Origin of the sequence: Chryseobacterium indologenes, assembly GCA_016025055.1 — a bacterium.
Taxonomy (GTDB): Bacteria; Bacteroidota; Bacteroidia; order Flavobacteriales; family Weeksellaceae; genus Chryseobacterium; species Chryseobacterium indologenes.
Genome location: CP065590.1, coordinates 3,450,574 through 3,472,216, shown reverse-complemented (window position 1 = coordinate 3,472,216; position 21,643 = coordinate 3,450,574). Strand labels below are relative to the sequence as shown.

General features: G+C 38.0%; 17 protein-coding genes and 2 pseudogenes. 5 read left to right on the top strand and 14 right to left on the bottom strand.

The window, feature by feature from the left end:
- Nucleotides 1-158 precede the first annotated feature (158 nt).
- The 6 genes from H3Z85_15930 to H3Z85_15905 all read right to left on the bottom strand — a co-directional run bounded on the left by H3Z85_15930 (nt 159) and on the right by H3Z85_15905 (nt 7,755).
- Nucleotides 159-656: a hypothetical protein gene (locus tag H3Z85_15930; protein ID QPQ50865.1), complete on the bottom strand. Its 498-nt coding sequence runs from the start codon at nt 654-656 to the stop codon at nt 159-161.
- Nucleotides 657-856: 200 nt separating this feature from the next.
- A complete protein-coding gene (locus H3Z85_15925) occupies nt 857-1,321 on the bottom strand; it encodes a hypothetical protein (GenBank protein ID QPQ50864.1) in 465 nt (154 codons plus the stop codon).
- Nucleotides 1,322-1,928: 607 nt separating this feature from the next.
- A complete protein-coding gene (gene carB, locus H3Z85_15920) occupies nt 1,929-5,111 on the bottom strand; it encodes a carbamoyl-phosphate synthase large subunit (protein QPQ50863.1) in 3,183 nt (1,060 codons plus the stop codon).
- Nucleotides 5,112-5,167: 56 nt separating this feature from the next.
- Nucleotides 5,168-5,518: a four helix bundle protein gene (locus H3Z85_15915; protein QPQ50862.1), complete on the bottom strand. Its 351-nt coding sequence runs from the start codon at nt 5,516-5,518 to the stop codon at nt 5,168-5,170.
- Between the two features lie 53 nt (nt 5,519-5,571).
- A complete protein-coding gene (carA, locus tag H3Z85_15910) occupies nt 5,572-6,645 on the bottom strand; it encodes a glutamine-hydrolyzing carbamoyl-phosphate synthase small subunit (protein ID QPQ50861.1) in 1,074 nt (357 codons plus the stop codon).
- 210 nt (nt 6,646-6,855) lie between these two features.
- Nucleotides 6,856-7,755, bottom strand: a complete 900-nt coding sequence (locus H3Z85_15905) for an aspartate carbamoyltransferase catalytic subunit (protein ID QPQ53921.1) — start codon at nt 7,753-7,755, stop codon at nt 6,856-6,858.
- Between the two features lie 232 nt (nt 7,756-7,987).
- Here H3Z85_15905 and H3Z85_15900 point away from each other — a divergent pair, with 232 nt between their 5' ends.
- A complete protein-coding gene (locus tag H3Z85_15900) occupies nt 7,988-8,449 on the top strand; it encodes an Lrp/AsnC family transcriptional regulator (GenBank protein QPQ50860.1) in 462 nt (153 codons plus the stop codon).
- Nucleotides 8,450-8,736: 287 nt separating this feature from the next.
- On the opposite strand, the gene argH is transcribed toward H3Z85_15900, so the two are convergent.
- The 8 genes and pseudogenes from argH to H3Z85_15860 form a co-directional block, all read right to left on the bottom strand.
- Nucleotides 8,737-10,041, bottom strand: a complete 1,305-nt coding sequence (gene argH / locus H3Z85_15895) for an argininosuccinate lyase (GenBank protein QPQ50859.1) — start codon at nt 10,039-10,041, stop codon at nt 8,737-8,739.
- A 244-nt stretch (nt 10,042-10,285) separates the two neighbouring features.
- The gene (locus H3Z85_15890; protein ID QPQ50858.1) at nt 10,286-11,368 is read right to left on the bottom strand and encodes a M20 family metallo-hydrolase; all 1,083 of its coding nucleotides are present in this window, start codon (nt 11,366-11,368) and stop codon (nt 10,286-10,288) included.
- On the bottom strand, nt 11,343-12,137 hold the full coding sequence (argB, locus tag H3Z85_15885; protein ID QPQ50857.1) for an acetylglutamate kinase: 795 nt from the start codon (nt 12,135-12,137) through the stop codon (nt 11,343-11,345). The genes H3Z85_15890 and argB overlap by 26 nt, the downstream gene beginning before the upstream one ends.
- A gap of 68 nt (nt 12,138-12,205) precedes the next feature.
- Complete coding sequence (locus H3Z85_15880; GenBank protein QPQ50856.1) at nt 12,206-13,156, bottom strand: N-acetylornithine carbamoyltransferase; 951 nt, start codon at nt 13,154-13,156, stop codon at nt 12,206-12,208.
- 200 nt (nt 13,157-13,356) lie between these two features.
- The gene (locus tag H3Z85_15875) at nt 13,357-14,496 is read right to left on the bottom strand and encodes an aspartate aminotransferase family protein (protein QPQ50855.1); all 1,140 of its coding nucleotides are present in this window, start codon (nt 14,494-14,496) and stop codon (nt 13,357-13,359) included.
- Between the two features lie 121 nt (nt 14,497-14,617).
- Nucleotides 14,618-15,583, bottom strand: coding sequence for an N-acetyl-gamma-glutamyl-phosphate reductase (locus tag H3Z85_15870; protein QPQ50854.1), 966 nt, complete (start codon nt 15,581-15,583; stop codon nt 14,618-14,620).
- A 55-nt stretch (nt 15,584-15,638) separates the two neighbouring features.
- Nucleotides 15,639-16,835 carry an argininosuccinate synthase gene (locus H3Z85_15865; protein QPQ50853.1) on the bottom strand — a complete coding sequence of 399 codons (1,197 nt, stop codon included), beginning with the start codon at nt 16,833-16,835 and terminating at the stop codon, nt 15,639-15,641.
- A gap of 61 nt (nt 16,836-16,896) precedes the next feature.
- Nucleotides 16,897-17,406 (bottom strand): annotated as a pseudogene (locus tag H3Z85_15860) (GNAT family N-acetyltransferase).
- A gap of 160 nt (nt 17,407-17,566) precedes the next feature.
- On the opposite strand from H3Z85_15860, the gene H3Z85_15855 reads away from it, so the two are divergent.
- The 4 genes and pseudogenes from H3Z85_15855 to H3Z85_15840 all read left to right on the top strand — a co-directional run bounded on the left by H3Z85_15855 (nt 17,567) and on the right by H3Z85_15840 (nt 21,611).
- Nucleotides 17,567-17,983: an IS1 family transposase gene (locus tag H3Z85_15855; protein QPQ50852.1), complete on the top strand. Its 417-nt coding sequence runs from the start codon at nt 17,567-17,569 to the stop codon at nt 17,981-17,983.
- Between the two features lie 191 nt (nt 17,984-18,174).
- A complete protein-coding gene (locus H3Z85_15850) occupies nt 18,175-19,554 on the top strand; it encodes a porin (protein QPQ50851.1) in 1,380 nt (459 codons plus the stop codon).
- 207 nt (nt 19,555-19,761) lie between these two features.
- Nucleotides 19,762-21,341, top strand: a pseudogene (locus H3Z85_15845) (MHS family MFS transporter).
- Between the two features lie 42 nt (nt 21,342-21,383).
- Complete coding sequence (locus H3Z85_15840; protein QPQ50850.1) at nt 21,384-21,611, top strand: hypothetical protein; 228 nt, start codon at nt 21,384-21,386, stop codon at nt 21,609-21,611.
- Nucleotides 21,612-21,643 lie beyond the last annotated feature (32 nt).

The following is a 21,643-nucleotide window of genomic DNA, read 5'->3' as shown; positions in this document are numbered from 1 at the left end:
GAACATCTTTGTGCATCACTCAAATAATATCAATTGGAACGGGCTTTAGCCCGTTTTTTAATTTGTAAACATTCATCGGCTTTAGCCCAAACTTAAGCAAGTTCTTTTCCGGAATTTATATGATTGAGGTCTATTTTAGTTTCTGCTGACCAACATGATTAAATAACCGCAGGCATCATCATCGACATATAATAATTGGCACAATGCAAAGCGTTGATCAATACGATTTCTTTATCCGGAAAGGTTTCAAAAGCATCGGAAGTTGTGAAGTTATACTCATAATTCATAATATTCCATTGAAGATGAGGCTTGATGACCATCAATTCAATTCCTTCCTGATCGGTAAGAACAAAGGAGTCTTTAAAAATACCACGGTGTTTAAAAAGATAGCCCTGCTTTATTCCGTTAAAATAAGTCTGGACCACAATTTCCCCGTTCCAGTTCATCCTGAACTTTAAAAGAACTTTTTCTCCTTCCTTTAATTCAATTGTTGTTCCCCAAAATCCCTTCGGCTCAACCTGATACTGTGAATTTGCAATTTCTATAACAGCATTGAATGTAAACCAGCTTTCGTAAGACAATTTGCCGACTAATTGCTCGCTGCGCGTGACTTCAAAAGATAAAGTGTTTTTTGATTTTGCATAATATTCTGCCATGGTTGTTTTTAATTTGGTGAAATTTTATCAGTTTTTAAGTAGTTTTACCGGGCTGGTTTATAACGCTCTAATTTATAAATAATTCAGCAAAAAAATAATACTGTTTTTAATCAAATAAAAAATCCCATAAATCTTACTTACGGGACTTCTTATCAAAACTTAGTTTGGATAATCTCTTAGCATGTTTACTACTCAACAGTTTATATAGCTACTTCTCCGACAATCATTCGGGTTAGCCGTATTGTAGGAGTTGAGCCAGGAACTTGATCACAACCAAGTTTAATTCGGCTCCATGGATCAACAATATAGACATCGTCTTTGGGTACTACACTTCCATAGTTACCAACTGTTCGTACCAAAACTCTATATTTTTGTGTTCCACTGGAATTTACGAGATAATCTACACTACCAAAACCATAATCCCCGCATTTACCTTCTTTATTTATGATACAATTGGTAAATAATGGTTTATATTCATCAGTTAAGTTACTTAAATCTTCCGAGTATTTTTTTAATCCTTCAGACTCAACATCAGAAATCCTTTCAGTAACCTGCTCTGCAGAAACTTCATTGGTACAAAGATCCCGAGCAATCTGTAAAGCTTCTATTTTATTAGATGCCTGAACCGAATAAAACCGGTTTCCATTGGGGCCTTGACAATTCACATTAAAATAATTGCCACTTTGAGATACAACTTCGCAACTACACATAAAATTATTTTTTGGATGCCTACTTTTTGATACGGTGTTCGGCTCTTCCGATTGTAATTAGGACACTGTTTATTAAAATATATTGCAACTTTAACTGTTCAAAAATACTAGATAAAAGATTACCGGTCAATCACCCTTTTGTGGTATTTATTGACTTAAACCTAACAGATTTTCGAAACCCGTTAGGTTTAAGTTGGAAATTTATTTAGAAACGGCATTTTCCAAAATGTCCATTTAGATCGTCTCCATTTTGAAGTTCATATTACTTTACTTTAAAGAAGTAATTGAGAATTACACCAACAATTATTCGATAGGTGAGCAATCAACTCGACTTTCAGTTTGGCTGAAAGCATATTTTGTTTTCAAAGGTTTTAACCTGGATATGGTATTGTTAAATCTGAAAATCAATCTACACACTAAATTCAACATTCGTTAACCTGAATGAATTTCCCTGACTAATTTAAAAACTTTTAAGCAAAACAAAATCTTTAGATCTCAATTATTTACATAAAAAAATCCCGCAAGAAAAACTTACGGGATTTGGAATTTTTATTTTTCGAAATTACATCGTCTCCATTTTGAAGCTCATGCTTTCGATTACTTTCAGGATGGCTTCTACTGTATCCATTGATGTTAAACAAGGAACACCGTTTTCCACACTCATTCTTCTGATCTGGAATCCGTCTCTTTCAGCTTGTTTACCTTTTGTGGTAGTATTTACAACGTACTGAACTTTCCCTTTCTGGATCAGGTCGATAAGATTTACATCTTCTTCTCCGATTTTGTATCCTATTTTGCAAGGAATTCCTTTTTCTTCGAAGAATTTTGCTGTTCCTTCCGTTGCCCAGATTCTGAATCCTACTTCATGGAATCTTGCTGCCAGATCAGCTGCTTCTTCTTTATGTTTGTCTGCCACTGTGAACAAGATCGATCCGTGCATCGGAACTTTTCTTCCTGCTGCTACCAATCCTTTGTAAAGGGCCTTTTCAAGTGTTGTATCTTTCCCCATAACCTCTCCTGTAGATTTCATTTCTGGGCCTAAAGAGATGTCAACCTTCGTTAGTTTAGAGAAAGAGAACACAGGAACTTTCACAAATACGCCTTCTTTGTTGGGTACCAGTCCGTGTTCGTATCCAAGATCTTTCAGCTTTTGTCCTAAAATTGCTTTTGTAGCAAGGTTAGCCATAGGAACTTCAGTGATTTTAGATAAGAAAGGAACTGTTCTTGAAGAACGTGGGTTTACTTCGATGACATATACATTTCCTTCGAAAAGAACGTACTGGATGTTCATTAATCCGATTACATTCAGCCCTTTTGCCAATCTCTTTGTATAGTCTACCAAAGTGTCGATTTCGCTTTGGGAGATATTCTGTGGCGGATATACCGCGATAGAGTCTCCGGAGTGAACTCCCGCTCTTTCGATATGTTCCATAATTCCTGGAATTACCACTGTTTCACCGTCGCATATCGCATCTACTTCGATTTCCTTTCCTACCATGTATTTGTCGACCAAAACAGGGTGTTCAGGGCTTGCGTCTACTGCATGCTCCATATAGTAAGCCAGTTCTACTTCTGCATATACAATTTCCATTGCTCTACCTCCCAGAACGTAACTTGGACGTACCAATACCGGATATCCGATTTCGTTGGCAATTTTAATGGCTTCTTCTTTTGAAGTGGATGTTCTTCCTTTTGGTTGAGGAATTCCCATTTCCTGAAGTGCTTTTTCAAATTTATCTCTGTTTTCAGCTCTGTCAAGGTCTTCTAATGAAGTTCCTAAGATCTGTACTCCGTGAGAGGCTAATTTATCTGCAAGGTTGATCGCAGTCTGTCCTCCAAACTGTACGACTACTCCTTTTGGTTTTTCAAGCTCGATAATGTTCATTACATCTTCTTCTGTCAAAGGCTCGAAGTATAGTTTATCAGAGATTGAGAAGTCTGTAGAAACTGTTTCAGGGTTGTTGTTGATGATGATCGCTTCGTACCCCATTTCTTTAATTGCCCAAACAGAGTGAACAGTAGCGTAGTCGAATTCCACCCCTTGTCCGATTCTGATAGGTCCTGAACCCAATACGATGATCTTTTCTTTATCAGAAACCACACTTTCATTTTCTTCTTCGTAAGTACCGTAGAAGTATGGAGTTTCACTTTCAAATTCTGCGGCGCAGGTGTCTACCATTTTGTAAACAGGCATTACTCCGTTTTCTTTTCTGAAATTGAACACCTCACGTTCTTTTACATCCCAAAGAACTGCGATATTGATATCTGCGAAACCTAGTCTCTTCGCTTCAATTAATGTTTCTTTATCAAATTTATTTTCAGCGATTACTTTTTCGAAATCAACCAGTTTTTTAAGTTTCCAGATAAAGAATTTGTCGATTTTACTCCATTCTACAATCTGTTCCCAGTCGTATCCTCTTCTTAAAGCATCTCCGATGATGAATAATCTCTCATCATCACATACTCTGATTCTTCTTTCGATTTCTTCAGCAGTAAGAGCCTGAGCTTGCTTGGTTTTTAATCCTAAATGCTTGATTCCTGTTTCTAATGAACGGATCGCTTTCTGTAGAGATTCTTCAAGGTTTCTTCCGATCGCCATTACTTCTCCTGTCGCCTTCATCTGAGTAGAAAGTCTTCTGTCTGCCGTTTCGAATTTATCGAATGGGAATCTTGGGAATTTTGTTACCACGTAATCAAGGGCCGGCTCAAAGCATGCATATGTTTTTCCTGTTACCGGGTTCATGATTTCATCAAGCGTTAATCCTACCGCAATTTTTGCAGCGATCTTTGCAATCGGATATCCTGTTGCTTTACTCGCTAGTGCAGATGAACGGGAAACTCTTGGGTTTACCTCAATGATATAATAGTCGAATGAGTGTGGATCCAAAGCCAACTGTACGTTACATCCTCCCTCAATACCTAAGGCTCTGATGATTTTTAAAGAAGCATTTCTCAACAACTGATACTCTCTGTCTGAAAGAGTCTGAGAAGGTGCTACTACGATAGAGTCTCCGGTGTGAACTCCTACCGGGTCTATATTTTCCATGTTACAAACTACAATGGCGTTGTCGTTTGCATCACGCATTACTTCGTATTCAATTTCTTTGAAACCTGCAATTGATTTTTCGATAAGACACTGTGTCACCGGGCTATGCTTAAGACCCAATTCTGCAATTTCTTTCAATTCAGCTTCAGTAGAGGCGATACCTCCTCCTGTTCCTCCCATGGTAAAGGCAGGACGAACAATCACCGGATATCCGATATTATCTGCAAAGGCAAGAGCTCCTTCTACTGTGTTTACGATATCAGATTCAGGAACCGGTTCGTTCAGTTCTCTCATCAACTCACGGAAAAGATCTCTGTCTTCTGCTCTGTTGATGGCAGAAAGCTTTGTTCCCAATACTTCTACTTTGCATTCTTCAAGGATCCCTGATTTTTCCAACTCAACTGCCATATTCAGACCCGTCTGCCCTCCAAGCGTTGGAAGTAAAGCATCCGGACGTTCTTTTCTGATGATGTGGCTTACAAACTGTAATGAAATCGGCTCGATATATACTTTATCAGCGATTTCCACATCTGTCATGATTGTTGCAGGGTTTGAGTTGATCAAAATTACCTTGTAGCCTTCTTCTTTCAAAGACAGACAAGCCTGCGTTCCTGCGTAATCAAATTCAGCTGCCTGACCGATGATGATTGGTCCTGAACCGATTACTAAAATTGTTTTTATATCTGTACGTTTTGCCATTTTTCTTTTTTTATTAGAGTCAAGATTCTAGAGCCAGGAGCCAAGATTATCGGACTTTATTTTAATTTATTTTTGAATGAATAAATCATTCTTTGAATTTCGGAAACTTCCTTTAGTAAGATGTTTACTTTTTCTTCTGGTAAAAGATTTAACTCTTTAACCAAAATCAATTGAGTTTGTAGTTCAAATGCAGAACCTAAAGCAATAGCAAGAAAATGATTAAACTCTTTACTGCTATTTCTTCCAGAACCTTCAGCAATATTAGACGGAATAGAAACAGTACACCTTTTAATCTGTGAGATTAAACCATACTTTTCATCACTACTGATCTCCTGACAAATAATGTATATATTTTTTGCCAATGCAATAGATTTCTGCCAGAAAAGTAGATTTTCAAAGTTGTGCATATATTTTTATCTTAAGTCTTGACTCTTGGTTCTTGGTTCTCCACTCTTGAATCTTACTTTTTAAAATCCTCCATCAATTGAATGAACTCATCAAACAGGTAGTTTGCATCTTCAGGACCAGGGCTCGCTTCCGGGTGATACTGAACAGAGAAGCAAGGGTGGACTTTGTGTTTTAATCCTTCGTTGGTTCTGTCGTTCAAAGCGATGTGCGTTTCGATAAGGTCTGTTCCTTTCAGACTTTCCTGATCTACTGCATATCCGTGGTTTTGGGAAGTGATGGCTACTGTATTTTTCTCTAAATCCAGTACAGGATGGTTTCCTCCTCTGTGTCCGAATTTCAGTTTAAATGTTTTTGCTCCACAAGCAAGACCGATTAACTGGTGTCCTAAACAGATTCCGAAGATGGGAACTTTTCCTAATAATCCTCTGATCATGTCTAAAGCGTGTGGTACATCTTCCGGGTCACCAGGACCGTTTGACAGCATGATTCCGTCCGGGTTCATCAATAAGATTTCTTCAGCTGTAGTATCCTGAGAAACCACGATGATATCACAGTTTCTTTGAGATAATTCTCTGATAATTCCCAGTTTTGCCCCGAAGTCTACCAACACTACTTTGAAACCTCTGTTTGGGTTGGCATAAGGTGTTTTTGTAGAAACTTCTTCCACCTGATTGGTCGGGAAGCTTGTTCCTTTCAGTTCTGTGGCAACTGCTGCTTCATCAGCGTCAGCATTCACGATTTTTCCTTTCACAACTCCATGGTTACGAAGGACTCTTGTGAGCCTTCTTGTGTCTATTCCTGAAATTCCTGAAAGGTTTTTCTTTTTAAACAATTCATCTAAAGTGATCTGAGTACGGAAATTGGAAGGAAGATCGCACAATTCTTTTACGATAAGCCCTTTGATTGCCGGCTCGATACTTTCATAATCATCACGGTTAATACCATAATTTCCGATCAGCGGATAGGTCATACAAACTATCTGACCACAGTAAGACGGGTCAGAAATCAATTCCTGATACCCTGTCATTCCGGTATTGAAAACTACTTCTCCTGCAGTTTCCAAATCTGCTCCGAAACCTTCTCCATGAAACACTTCACCGGACTCCAGTATTAATTTTTTCTTCATTTTTTCTATTTAGATTTTCTATTTTTTATTAACAGGTCGATCCTACAAGACTTTTCTTTTTTCCCAAGGGTTTCACCCATGGTTATTAATAGGTCGCCCTTACAGGGCTTACACAACTATTGTCTTTATTATCTTCCAGGGGTTTTACCCTGTGGCTATTAACAGGTCGCCTCTACGAGGCTCTTTGCTTTTTTACTTTTAACTTGGATCTTATTTAAAAGTATAACCTTTGCTTTCTAACGCCTCCTTTAAAATGGCCATTCTTGCGAAGACTCCGTTTTGCATTTGTTTAAATACTCTTGATCTTTCACATTCTACAAGGTCTGAATCTATTTCCACTCCTCTGTTGATCGGTGCCGGGTGCATAATGATGGCTTCTTTTTTCATTACGTGTTCCCTTTCTTTAGTCAGGCCATATCTTTTATGATATTCTGAAGCGGTAAAGCTCATGGCAGCATCATGTCTTTCATGCTGGATTCTTAACAGCATCAGAACATCTACTTCACCGATCAATTCATCTACTGACATATAAGTTCCGTTGATCAGAGCTCCTTCGTCAAACCATTGTTCCGGTCCTGAGAAGTATACTTTAGCGCCCAGTCTTCTTAAGGCTTCAGCATTAGAGTTGGCTACGCGGCTATGTTTTACGTCTCCTACAATTCCTACCTTTAATCCTTCAAATGTTCCGAATTCCTGATAGATGGTCAGCAAATCCAGCATACATTGTGAAGGGTGATTTCCCGTTCCATCTCCTCCGTTGATTACGGGAATATTAATATTTTTTAATTCTTCAAAGTATCTGTCTTTCTTATCGCGGATCACGACTAAGTTGACTCCGATACTTTCAATCGTTTTCACCGTGTCATAAAGGCTTTCTCCTTTGTTTACCGAACTGTGAGAGGCATCAAAAGGAACAACCTGTAGTCCCAGTTTTCTTTCTGCAAGATCAAAACTTGTTTTCGTTCTTGTGCTGTCTTCGAAGAAAAGGTTTGAGCAAAAAACTTCTCCTTCAATTTTGGCAGTTTTACCATTTGCAAAAGCCAGCGCTTCTGTCAGTATACTGTTGATTCTCTCGGTGCTTAGTTCTGTAATCGTAAACATAATTCTTATTTTTGGGCATAAAAAAAGCGAAGACAACTATCTTCGCTTAATAACAATAAATATCGTAAAGGGCGCTTTCGCCCGGTAAATCTAATGATATAAATGCTTTTTTATTCATTAGGTGCAAAGATACAACAAATTTATGAACGTGCAAAAATTAATTTTAAAATAAATTAAAAACTTCGGGATTTCCTTATTCTCATTTAAAATTAATATTTTTGTTACAACTCAAATCAGTTCTATGGATTTAAAAGACAAAATGATTCTCAGCATTATTCAGGAAGACTCTACCTTATCAGTAAAGGAAATATCAGAAAAGATAGGTCTTACCTTTACTCCAACGTATGAAAGGATCAAACAACTGGAGAAGCAGGGGATCATTGAAAAATACGTAGGTCTTTTAAACCGTGAAAAACTGGGTCTGAATATTGTCGTCTATTGTAATGTGCGTCTTAAGGAGCAATCCAAGAAAGTATTGGAGACTTTTGAGAAGCACATCGGAAAGTATGACGAGGTACAGGAAATCATCAGTCTTTCCGGAGAGTACGATTATATGTTGAAGATTATTGCCAAAGACATTAATTCTTACAATGAATTTGCGGTGAACGTTATTTCAAACCTTCCCAATATCGGGCAATACCACAGTTCAATCGTGCTTCATGAGGTTAAAAAATCTACTAAATTCAAAATTGATCTGGAGTAATTTTTTCATTTTAGACCATTTGTTCTTATACATGAAGGTGCAAAAGGATTTATCTCCGATAAATTTTAGCAGTATTTAATCTCAATTTTCAACCTTAGTCAGTATTAAAAATCAACCATTGAAGTCAAAGAGCGGAATAAAATCCAACCATTAAGATACCTTAAGCCGTTAAGATTTATTAAGATTAAGGATTTATTTCACAACGAAAAAGACAGCGGGCTAAAAAAAACTTTTTAAGCTTCTACTGATCCGGCTCAAGTATGTCTATAATCTTAATGGTTTAGATTCTAACCCAATAATTTATTTTTCAGTTTATTAAACTGATATTCTATTTTATCCAGGCAAAGGTTCCCTAAACTTCCCTGGTGGGTGTGATCAAGATTTCCGGGTTCGAATTCAAATTCATTGTTTTCGATCTCCTGCCCTACTTTTACATAAGCGTCACGGAACGAACTTCCATTTTTCACTTCCTGATTAATCTTCTCTACACTGAAAAGATATTTATATTTTTCGTCCTCAAGAATTCCGTCTTTAACCTGGATATTCGGTAAAGTATAGCTTACAATTTCCAGACATTCTTTTAAGGAGTCGATGGCAGGGAAAAGAATTTCTTTGGTTAACTGTACGTCTCTGTGATATCCTGAAGGAAGATTATTGGTCAGCAAAATAAGCTCATTCGGTAGAGCCTGGATTCTATTGCACCGTGCACGAACCAGCTCAAAAATATCAGGATTTTTCTTATGAGGCATGATGCTGCTTCCCGTGGTAAATTCTTTAGGGAAACTGATGAAGTCAAAATTCTGATTTAAATACAGACAAACATCATATGCAAATTTGCCCAGCGTTCCTGCCAATGTTGCCATTGCCATTGAAAGTAATTTCTCTGATTTTCCACGCGTCATCTGTGCATATACCGAATTATAATTCATCGACTGGAAACCTAAGTTGTATGTCGTACTTTCACGGTTAATCGGGAAAGAAGAACCATACCCTGCCGCTGAACCTAATGGATTTTTGTTGATAATATTCTTTGTGGAAAACAACATTTCAACATCGTCTAACAAAGCTTCTGCATACGCTCCAAACCACAATCCGAAAGACGAAGGCATGGCAATCTGCAAATGCGTATATCCCGGAAGCAGAACATTTTTATGCTGATCTGCCAATTTGATTAAAATCTGAAAAAACTCATCTGTCAATGCTGTTATTTCACGGATCTCATCCAGAAGATACAATTTAATATCCAATAAAACCTGGTCATTTCTTGATCTTGCGGTATGAATTTTCTTTCCTGTATCTCCCAGTTCTTCAATGAGAATTGCTTCTATCTGAGAATGGATATCCTCAGCTTCTTTATCAATTTCAAAACTACCATCTTCAATTGTATCAAGGATTGTACTTAAAACGTATAACATTTGTTCGGATTCTTCCTGAGAAATAATCCCTGTTTCTGACAGCATTTTACAATGGGCCATAGAACCTTTAACATCATATTTCGCTAAACGTTCGTCGAAGTCAAGATCTTTTCCTACGGTAAAGTTATTGACTAATATATTGGTGGCAAGGTCATCCTTCTGCCATATTTTTTTCATAACATATGATTTATTAATTGGTTTTGACATGCTCAGCAAAGCATCCTTATTATTAACTATAAAAAAACATCTCCTTATTCAAAGTCTCATTTCTAATGGTAATTCTTGCATAAATCTTTATTAAAAACATCAACTTTACTGCCTGCTGAGCGTAGTCAAAACATATTGTTGACTCCAGAATCCAGATATCAGACATCAGACTTTTTATTCTCATCTGATACCTGATGTCCGGTTTCTGATATCTTTATAACACTTTTTCTAAAATCCGGATATAGATTTCTATCCCTTCTTCTATTTCATTGATATAGATGAATTCATCCGCCGTGTGAGAGCGCCTACTGTCTCCGGGGCCTATTTTCACCGATGTACATGGAATAATGGCCTGATCTGAGGAGGTAGGCGAACCATAAGTTGTCCTTCCGATTTCAAGACCTGCTTTTACAAACGGGTGATCCATTTCAATTTTTGAGGAATTCAGCCTGAAAGACCTCGCCGTAAGGGTAGATTTCATTTGAGACTGAATGATTTCAAAGGCTTCCTGGTTGGAATACTCATCCGTTACCCTTACATCCAATGTGAAATTACATGACTCAGGAACAACGTTGTGCTGGACTCCTGCGTGAATTCCTGATAAAGTAATTTTAACTTCACCCAGATATTCCGAAACTTTTGGAAATTTAAAGTTTAAAATATTCTGCAAATCCTGCATGCATTTCACAATCGAATTGTCATCATTAGGATGAGCGGCATGAGAAGGAGTACCTTTCATTTCTCCATCAATCACCAAAAGACCTTTTTCTGCAATCGCCAGATTCATCTGCGTGGGTTCTCCTACAATAGCGAGTTCTACATTGGGTAGCTGCGGAAATAAAGCTTCGATTCCATCAAATCCTGAGATCTCCTCCTCTGCCGTCAAAGCAATAACTAAATTATATTGTAAATCTTCTTTATGATAAAAATATAAAAAAACCTGCGCCATAGAAACCAGAGAAGCTCCTGCATCATTACTTCCCAGTCCATACAACTTTCCATCTTTTTCTACGGGTACAAACGGATCAAGGGTGTACGCTTTATTTGGCTTTACCGTATCATGATGGGTGTTTAATAAGACAGACGGCTTGAACACGTCAAAGTTCTTATTCACCGCCCAGATGTTATTTTTAAAACGCTTCGTCGGAATCTGATGCTTTTTAAAAAAGTTCTCAATTTCTACCGAAGTATTGAATTCATCTTTACTGAATGAAGGAATCTCAATCAAATTTTTAAGCAATCCGACCGCATTATTCAATAATTCTTCTTTATTATAAACAGATTTCAGTTCCTGCATGATGATTCTCTATATGGTTTTTTAATTCTGTTTCTTTAATCAGAAACACTTTATCTACATTATTTTTTATCGCTCCAAGAGCATTTTCAAGTTTGGGTAAAATCCCTTTGTGCAGTTTTCCTTCTTCCTTTAATACGGTAAATTCTTCTTCAGAAACCGTTTTGATTAATGATTCAGGGTCATTCACGTCTTCCAGCACTCCTTCCTTATCAAAGCAGTACAATAATTCCACTTCATATTTTTCAGACAATGCCTGCGCCATTACAGAGGCAATTGTATCAGCATTGGTATTGAAAAGATTACCCTTTTTATCATGTGTTATGGCCGAAAATACCGGCACAAGATCCAGCTTGATAAGTTTTGAAACCAGTTTCCTGTTCACACTTTTTTTATTGATATCCCCTACAAATCCGAAATCAATTTCAGGATGTTCTCTTTTTTTAGCTTTGATCAGGTTTCCGTCTGCACCGGAAAAGCCAATGGCATTGCATTTTTTCTGCTGAAGCTTTTCTACGATATTTTTATTGATTCCCCCGGCATAGACCATTGTTACAATATCCAATGTTTCCTTATCGGTAATCCTCCTTCCGTTGATCATTTTCTGCTCGATTCCCAGCTTATCAGCTAAGGTGGTAGCCAGCTTCCCTCCGCCGTGCACAAGGATCTTTCTTTCTTTGATATCGGAAAACTGATCTAAAAACTGATCCAGTAATCGTTCATCATCAATGAGCGCTCCGCCTATTTTTATGATGTATATTTTCTGTTTCATTTTTACTTTACATTAGAACTAATTAGGAATGGATTCCTATCTTGGGGTTAAATCGTCCCTTCGGGACTTTATATACTGTCTAAAATTTCACTGAAGACGGCTTGGGCTGAGAAAATACGATTCTTTGCCTGTTGGTAAATAATTGAATTTTCGCCATCCATTACTTCATCGCTTAATTCAACATTACGACGAACCGGCAGGCAGTGCATTACTTTGGCATTGTTGGTACTCTCCAGCTTTTCGTTGGTCAGCATCCAGTCTCCTTTTACTTCAGGCATCGCAGCATAGTCGTCAAAGGATGACCAGTTTTTAACATAAATAAAATCCGCATCTTTCAATGCTTCATCCTGATCATGAATTACTTTTGTATCTTTTGTAAAAACAGGATCCAGGTCATATCCTTCCGGATTGGCAATCAGCAGCTCAACATCCATTTCCTGCATCCATTCTGCAAAAGAATTTCCTACAGCATGGGCGATCGGCTTGATATGCGGTGCCCAGGTAAGAACTACTTTTGGCTTGTGATCTTTTTTCCAGTTTTCCGTAATGGTAATACAGTCTGCTAAACTCTGAAGCGGGTGGCGAGTTGCAGATTCCAGGGAAATAACAGGTACTTTTGCATGTTTTTCAAACTGGCTCAGAATACTTTCATTCACATCATCTTCTTTGCTCTTCATTCCTGCGAAACAACGTACGGCAATAATATCACAATATTGATTCAAAACTTCAATGGCATCTTTGATATGTTCTACCGTATCACCGTTCATTACTGCTCCGTCCGCAAATTCAAGATTCCACGCTTCCTGGGCTGCATTTAACGTTAAAACATTTAACCCTAGGTTTTGAGCTGCAATCTGACTGCTTAAACGGGTTCTTAAACTTGAGTTTAAAAATACAAGTCCTATGGTCTTTCCCTTTCCTTTTTCTGTTTCAGAAAGTGGATTTGCTTTGATTTCTAAAGCTTTTTTTATGATTTCCTGTAAGTTTTCAACATCGCTTACAGCTGTAAATTTTTTCATTTTAAAATTGATTTTAAAGATTGTCGCGTACTCTTTTATTGAGATTTCGCTTAGTCGTTGGAAAGAGTTTGTCATTCTGATGAAAGGGAAATATTATTTTGTACAGTTTCATATCCTTCATTTCAGTTTGCTTTCAGAATGACAAACAAGCATTTTGATTATAGCGTTCCTGCTCTTTTTTGCTATTTTACTCTTTCTCGTTACATATTTGCCAACACCTCTTTCAAAGCGTTGATGAATAGATCCGTCTCCTCTTTTTTGATATTCAGTGCAGGAAGAATCCTTAAAACACTTTTATCATTGGAGTTTCCGGTGAAGATATGATGATCAAACAGCAAGCTTTTCCTTACTTCTGAACAGTCTCTATCGAGTTCTATTCCGATCATCAATCCTTTCCTTCGGATCGATTTAATATGTGGTAAATCTTTAATTTCGTTTTCAATATACCCGCCCATTTTCTGAGCATTTTCGATGAGGTTTTCATCTTTCATCACATCCAGCACAGCAATTGAAGCGATACATGCCAGGTGATTTCCCCCGAATGTCGTTCCCAGTAAGCCATTGCTTGCTTCAAATTTCGGATGAATTAAAACTCCGCCGACAGGGAAACCATTTCCCATTCCTTTTGCCGTTGTAATGATATCCGGTTCAATTCCGAATTCCTGATGTGCAAAGAAATATCCGCTTCTTCCGTACCCTGACTGTACCTCATCCAGAATCAAAACCGTGTTATATTTTTCACACAGGTCTTTGATTTTCGATAAAAATTCCGGTGTTGGAATCATAATTCCACCTACACCCTGAATTCCTTCGATAATTACGGAAGAAATTTCGTTTCCATGCTGTTCGAAAGTTTTTTCAAGCTGTTCAATATCATTCCATTCTGATTTGATAAATCTTTCAGAGAAATTGACAGGTGCGACGATTTTGGGATTATCTGTTACCGAGACCGCTGCAGAAGTTCTCCCATGAAATGAACCTGAGAAATACAAAACTTTGTTCTTTCCGTTATGAAAAGAAGCCAGTTTCAATGCATTTTCATTAGCTTCAGCTCCTGAATTACACAGGAAAAGATTGTAATCTTCATATCCTGACAGTTTTCCAAGCTTTTCTGCGAGTTCCGTCTGCAATTCATTCTGAACGGAGTTGGAGTAGAAAGAAATTTTTTCCAATTGTTCTTTCAGCTTCGTCTGATAATGCGGGTGGTTATGTCCGATAGAGATTACCGCATGACCTCCGTAAAAGTCAAGATACTGTTTTCCTTTATCGTCCCAAAGGAAAGATCCCTGAGCTTTAACCGGGTTTATATTGAATAATGGATATACGTTGAATAAATTCATGTCTTTTTAGTTGAAAATTGAAAGTTGAAAGTTGACCATTAATAGATAATCATTTCTCTTAATACCTGTAATCTATGATCCGTAACCTCCGACTTTATTAATACTTTTTACATTAACAGGTTTAAAATGCTATAGGTTTTAAGTGTAATCCGGCATTTTCTTCCCAGCCCATTGCGATATTCATATTCTGTACTGCCTGTCCTGAAGCACCTTTTAACAAATTGTCAATCGCTGAATGAATAACGGCAACATTTCCACTCTTTTCGATCTGAATCACACAGCGATTCGTATTGACAACCTGCTTTAAATCAACCGCCCTCAGACTTACCGTCACGAAAGGCTGTCCTGCATAAAATTCCTGATACAATTGTTCTATTTCCTCCAATTTCATTTCCGTCTTCATGGTGGAACTTGTAAAAATCCCTCTTGCAAAATCTCCCCTCCATGGAACGAAGTTCAGGTTTACTTCTTTATTATTATATGCAATCAACTGTTGTAAAATCTCATCCACATGCTGGTGGGTCAAGGTTTTATACGCTGATATATTATCATTTCTCCAGGTAAAATGCGTCGTGGCCTGTAAAGACTGTCCGGCACCTGTAGAACCTGTAATTCCTGTGGTATAAACCTCGTTCAACAGTCCTTTTTCCGCTAACGGCAGTAATGCCAACTGAATTGCCGTTGCAAAACATCCGGGGTTGGCGATACTCTTCGACCCCACCAGTTGTTTTTTATGTATTTCCGGCAATCCGTAGATAAAATTTCTGTTTTCAAAATTTCCATCGAGACGGAAATCATTTCCAAGGTCAATGACCAAAGTTTCATCCTTAACCGGATTTTGTGTTAACCAGTTTTGGCTTTCCTTATGCGGAAGACAAAGGAAAAGAACATCAACCTCTTCTGTCTGATGGGTTAATACCTGATCACAAACCGTCGTTAAATCCGGGTACAAATCCGATATTCTTGTTCCCGAATTCGAACGACTATATAAAAAACTCAATGTCACATAAGGATGGAAAGCCAGTATACGAATCAACTCGCTTCCTGTATAACCATTGGCACCAACTATTCCTACTGTTTTTTTCATGCTTTAATCTGATAGGATTGCTTCCTACCCTGGGTTAAATCGTTCCTTCGGAACTCTAGTTGATATTTTGGTTGATCTGATGATATATATTCAAAGAATTGCTTACAATCTTGGTATATCCTTTTACATCTTCTCCTGTCCATGCTCTGTTCGCCTCTCCATAGCTTCCGAATTGATCAGACATCAAATCGTGATCAGACTCAATTCCGTTTAAAACAAACCGATATGGATGAAGTGTTATAAATACTTTTCCGCTTACTGTTTTCTGAGAATCGGTTAAGAAAGATTCGATATTTCTCATCACAGGATCCAGGAAAAGCGCTTCATGCAGCCAGTTTCCATACCAGTCAGACAATTGGGATTTCATCATTTGCTGATATTTTGAAAGCGTGTGCTTTTCCAGTAAATGGTGTGCTTTGATAATAACCGAAGCGGCCGCAGCTTCAAATCCTACTCTTCCTTTGATTCCCACAATGGTATCTCCCACATGGATATCACGCCCGATTCCGTAAACAGAAGCTAACTCTTCAATTTTTTGGATAGCATATACTGAATGTTCAAAACGCTCGCCGTTCACAGCAATCACTTCTCCGTTTTTAAATTCAACTTCAAGCTCTGAAGGCTGAGTTTCTTTTACCTGAGATGGAAAAGCTTCTTCCGGAAGATAATTTCTTGACGTCAAAGTTTCTTTTCCTCCTACAGAAGTTCCCCAAAGACCTTTATTGACTGAATACTGGGCTTTATGGAACTCCATGTCATAGCCATGGTTTTTCAAAAACTCAATCTCCTCTTCACGGGACAAAGTCATATCACGGATTGGCGTAATAATTTCTACATCAGGGCACATCACCTGAAAGATCAGATCAAAACGAACCTGGTCATTTCCGGCCCCTGTACTTCCGTGGGCAATAGCGTCCGCATTCACTTCCATTGCATATTTTGCAATTTCCTGGGCCTGAATCGTACGCTCAGCACTTACAGAAAGAGGATAGGTATTATTTTTCAATACATTTCCGAAAATCAAATACTTCACACATGAATTGTAATAATCCTCCTGAGCGTCCACGCACCTGTATTCCTTTACCCCAAGATGTAAAGCTTTTCTCTCCAACTCTTTTTCTTCTTCTTTCGAAAAACCTCCGGTATTTACAGTAACTGCGTACACATCATACCCTAGTGTTTCACTAAGATATTTAGCACAATAGGAAGTATCCAAACCTCCGCTAAACGCTAAGATGACTTTCTTGTTCATTGTTATATTTAATTTCTGGTTGCTTATGGACAACACCGTTTACTTTATTATTATCAGGAACGAAAAGCATTGCTGTACAAAGACAGTTTTTACGTTCCTTCATCATTAAAATTTCATAATTCACACAGTTCTTACAACCGTTCCAAAACTCTTCATCCTGAGTCAGTTCAGAATAAATGACCGGCTTATATCCTAAATCACTGTTGATTTTCATTACCGCAAGTCCTGTTGTTAACCCGAATACTTTTGCTTCCGGGTATTTTTCTCTAGATAACTGGAAAACCTTATGTTTGATCTGAGTCGCTACTCCCCCGTTCCTGAATTTGGGCGATACAATCAGTCCCGAATTGGCTACAAACTTCCCATGTGACCAGGTCTCTATATAACAGAAACCTACCCACTCTCCGTTTTCAGTGGCCACCACAGCATTGCCCTCTGAAATCTTCTTACTCAAATATTCGATAGAACGTTTTGCGATTCCCGTTCCTCTACGCTGTGCAGAATCATACATTTCCTGCTGTATTTCACTCACATACATTAGATGTTCGCATGAGGAAATTTCTATTTCCATTTATTTATCTAAATTTTTTGGCAAATTTAAAATATATTTTCTTTCAAATGCAAATAAAAAAGATATTTTTTTGGTTTTAAAAAATTACACAGGTAAAATTATCTTTAACCAAAAATCAATATTTGCTAATTTATTATATATTTGCTAAAATAATATAGTTATGGAAAACACATGTCCAAAATGCAACAGCAGCAAAGTGGTAAAAAGCGGGATCATTAATGAAAAACAACGTTTTCACTGCAAGAATTGCAACTATTATTTTACGGTAAAAAAGCTCGGAAAACAGATTGACGATTATTATGTCACTAAAGCACTGCAGCTTTATCTGGAAGGCTTAAGTTATCGTGAAATTGAACGAATTATCGGTGTTTCTCATGTCACCATCAGCTCGTGGATTAAAAAATACAACATCACAAGACCTCCCCATTCTGAATTTCATCCTGTCTATAAAATCCTCAAGCAAAACGAGCTTATTGAGTATATTGCCCAGGAAGAAAATATTAAAAATTCAGGAATTATCATTACTCAATTTGCAGACAAGTACATGCTGATCAAATGGGAAAGATTCAAAAAATAGCGGAAAATAACAATAGAAAATTAAAAACAAACATCTGATAAACAATTATATATAAAATAATTTTCAACTTTCAATTTTCAATTCTCAATTTTTACCTATAGTATTAGCAGTAATATATATTAAATTTTCATAAATAAATTATTAATTACAATTTGGCTTTCACAAAAAACAACGCCAAAAATTGATAATTTATGAAGAAATTACTTACATTCATTGGAGTAGCACTAATCAGTGGATCCTTATATTCGCAGGGCTCTCCTGATTATGGCAATGGATTAAAAGTCAACCTTAATCCTGCCGGAGATAAATTTATCAGATTTATTCTCTGGGATCAGCTTTGGTTGCGCAACACCTCTATGAATCCGGGAAGTATGGTTGGAGGGGAGCCCACAGACAATTCCTGGAGCATCGGAAACAGACGATTACGCGCCCTGACCTATGCCCAGATCTCCAAAAGATATATGATTCTCCTTCATTTTGGAATCAACAACCAGACTTTTATCAATGGCGGAGCAACAGGAACTACAGGTACAGGAGGATACGGAAACGGAAAGAAGACTCAATTGTTTTTTCATGATGCCTGGAACGAATACGCAGTTATTTTACCTGGAGAAGCCGGAAAATTCAGTTTATCTTTAGGGGCGGGACTTCATTACTATATGGGGCTTTCCCGTATGACCATGGCGTCAACACTGAACTTCCTTACGATTGACTCGCCTGTTTTCTCATGGCCCCTTATCGATAATTCCGACCAGTTTGCCAGACAGCTTGGGATGTTTGCTAAAGGAAAATACGGAAAACTTGAATATCGTTTTAGTTTAAACAAGCCATTTGCTACAGACCTCACCCCAGTCAATGTTACAGACCCGTCAAAAGCTGTTGCGGTAGACAACAATGGCAACCCGAGCTTCTCAAAGGCAGGATATGTTGAATATCAATTCCTTGACGAAGAATCAAATACTCTTCCCTTTAAGGTAGGTTCTTATCTGGGAACGAAGAAAGTTTTCAATGTGGGAGCGGGATTCTATCATCAGGCGGATGGTACAAGAACATCCGTGAATTCAACCATCGAAAAACATGACATCACTCTTTTCGCTGTAGATGCGTTTGCAGACATTCCACTGGGAGAAGCAAAAAACAAAATGGCCGTTTCTGCATATGCCGGATATTATAACTACAATTTCGGCCCGAATTACGTAAGAAACCTGGGAACAATGAATATTGCAGCGCCCGATCCTAATTTTATAGGCAACAAAGCCATCGCAGGACCCGGAAATCTACAACCAACGATCGGAACAGGTAATATTATCTACGCACAGGCCGGTTTGCTATTACCCAGTCAGGCAGAAAAGCCAAAAATCAGAATACAGCCTTTTGCGGCGTACACCCATAAGAGCTTTGAGGCTTTTGACAAATCTTCTTCCCAATTCGATGTGGGAGCCAACTGGTTTATCGACGGGCATCATGCAAAAATCACGACCCAATATTCAACAAGGCCGGTTTACACAAGCCCTACAGAAAGCCCTTCTTCAAAAGGAGAATTTATTGTACAGTTTCAAATCTACTTGTAAAATAATTTTAATCATTAAGAAAAGTGAAAGTTTTAAGGCGGCTAAGATTTAAATATGAAAAATAAGCATGCAGTTTCAAAACTGAAGCCATTATCTCAGTTTTCCTTACTCATTTAAAGACTATTAATGGTTTAAAAATCAATTTCAATTTCCTACAATTTCGGATGAATTAAATAGTATTTTCCACTAACATCAAAATCAATCAATATGAGTGAAAATCACCACGAAAGCTACGAAAACATGACCGACCGGCAGAAAAACCGCACTATATGGGGCGTTATTACTGCTTCCTCACTCGGCACCCTGATCGAATGGTACGACTTCTATATTTTCGGAAGTCTGGCTGTTGTTCTGGCCACCAAGTTTTTCCCCGCAGATAATCCCACGGCAGCATTTTTATCAACCTTAGCCACTTTTGCGGCAGGATTTGTGGTAAGACCATTCGGGGCTTTATTTTTTGGAAGACTCGGAGATATAATCGGCAGAAAATATACCTTCCTGGTTACTTTATTAATTATGGGATTTTCTACATTCCTGATCGGATGTATTCCCAGCTATGAAACCATAGGCTTTATGGCTCCGGTTTTAGTTCTTATTTTAAGACTTTTACAGGGATTAGCACTTGGAGGTGAATATGGAGGCGCAGCCACTTATGTTGCAGAATATGCACAACCTCACCGAAGAGGATACTGGACGTCGTGGATTCAGACTACAGCAACTGCAGGGCTTTTCATTTCACTGATCGTTATTTTAATTACCAAAACCACCCTTTCTGCTGAAGAATTTGATACCTGGGGATGGAGAGTTCCTTTCTGGATTTCCATTTTAATGGTTGCGGTTTCTTACATTATCAGAAAAAACATGAAAGAATCTCCTCTTTTTGCGAAAGCTAAAAGCGAGGGAAAAACTTCAAAAAATCCTTTAAAAGAAAGCTTCGGAAATAAATATAACTTTAAATTCGTTCTACTGGCTCTCTTTGGAGCAGCGATGGGACAAGGAGTCATATGGTACACGGGACAGTTCTATGCAATGAGTTTCCTTCAGAAAGTAATGAATGTAGAATCCGCGCAGGTAGATTCCCTCATGGCCACTGCTCTATTTCTAGGAACACCATTCTTCGTGTTTTTCGGTTGGCTGTCTGATAAAATTGGTAGAAAAGCAGTGATGATGACCGGTATGCTGGTCGCGATCCTCGCCTACAGACCGATTTATGACAGCATGTTTAAAAGCGTCAATCTGGAAAGCAAAACGATAGCCGCCAACGGAATTACCGAAAAAGAACAGCAAAAATTCATAAAGATATTGCGACCGACAGCCTGATCACCTTTCATAAAGAGACGTTGTATACCGATGGAACATTAATCAAGAAAGACAGCATTACCCACTGGTCTCCGACCGGACCGGTTATGAAAGACGGAAAGGCGGAAGAAGCAAAGGTTTCGCAAAGTTTAAAATTAAGTGATGACACTAAATGGTACCTGATCTTTTTAGTATTTATCCAGGTGATTTTTGTAACCATGGTATATGGACCTATTGCAGCGTTTCTTGTAGAAATGTTCCCGGTGAGAATCCGCTACACCTCAATGTCTTTACCGTACCATATTGGAAACGGAGTGTTTGGAGGACTTCTTCCGGCAGTAGCCACTTATCTGGTTACCACAGGAAAAGACGCGGGCCACGCCACCTGGTATCTCGAGGGACTCTGGTATCCGATCGGAGTGGCTACAGTATGTTTAATCATCGGATTGTTTTATCTTAAAAATAAGAACAATAATCTTCACGATTAACCACTGAATCAATCAAATTTTTATTAATTTTAAACTACTAAAATGAACGGACTAAAAAAAATATTAGGTATTCTCTGGATCGCCATTGCTGTGGTGGTAGGATATTTTGGAATTACAGTGCTGGGAATCCCAAAGATTTCCTCAGGAAAACAAGAAGATCTGGTTTTCGGAATTATCATTCTGTTTGTACTGATGCCCATTATCTCAGGCGGACTGGCTGTTTTTGGCTATTACGCCTTAACAGGGGAATACTCTGACGACAAAATATAATTAACAGAGATGAATGATAATTGATGAACGAT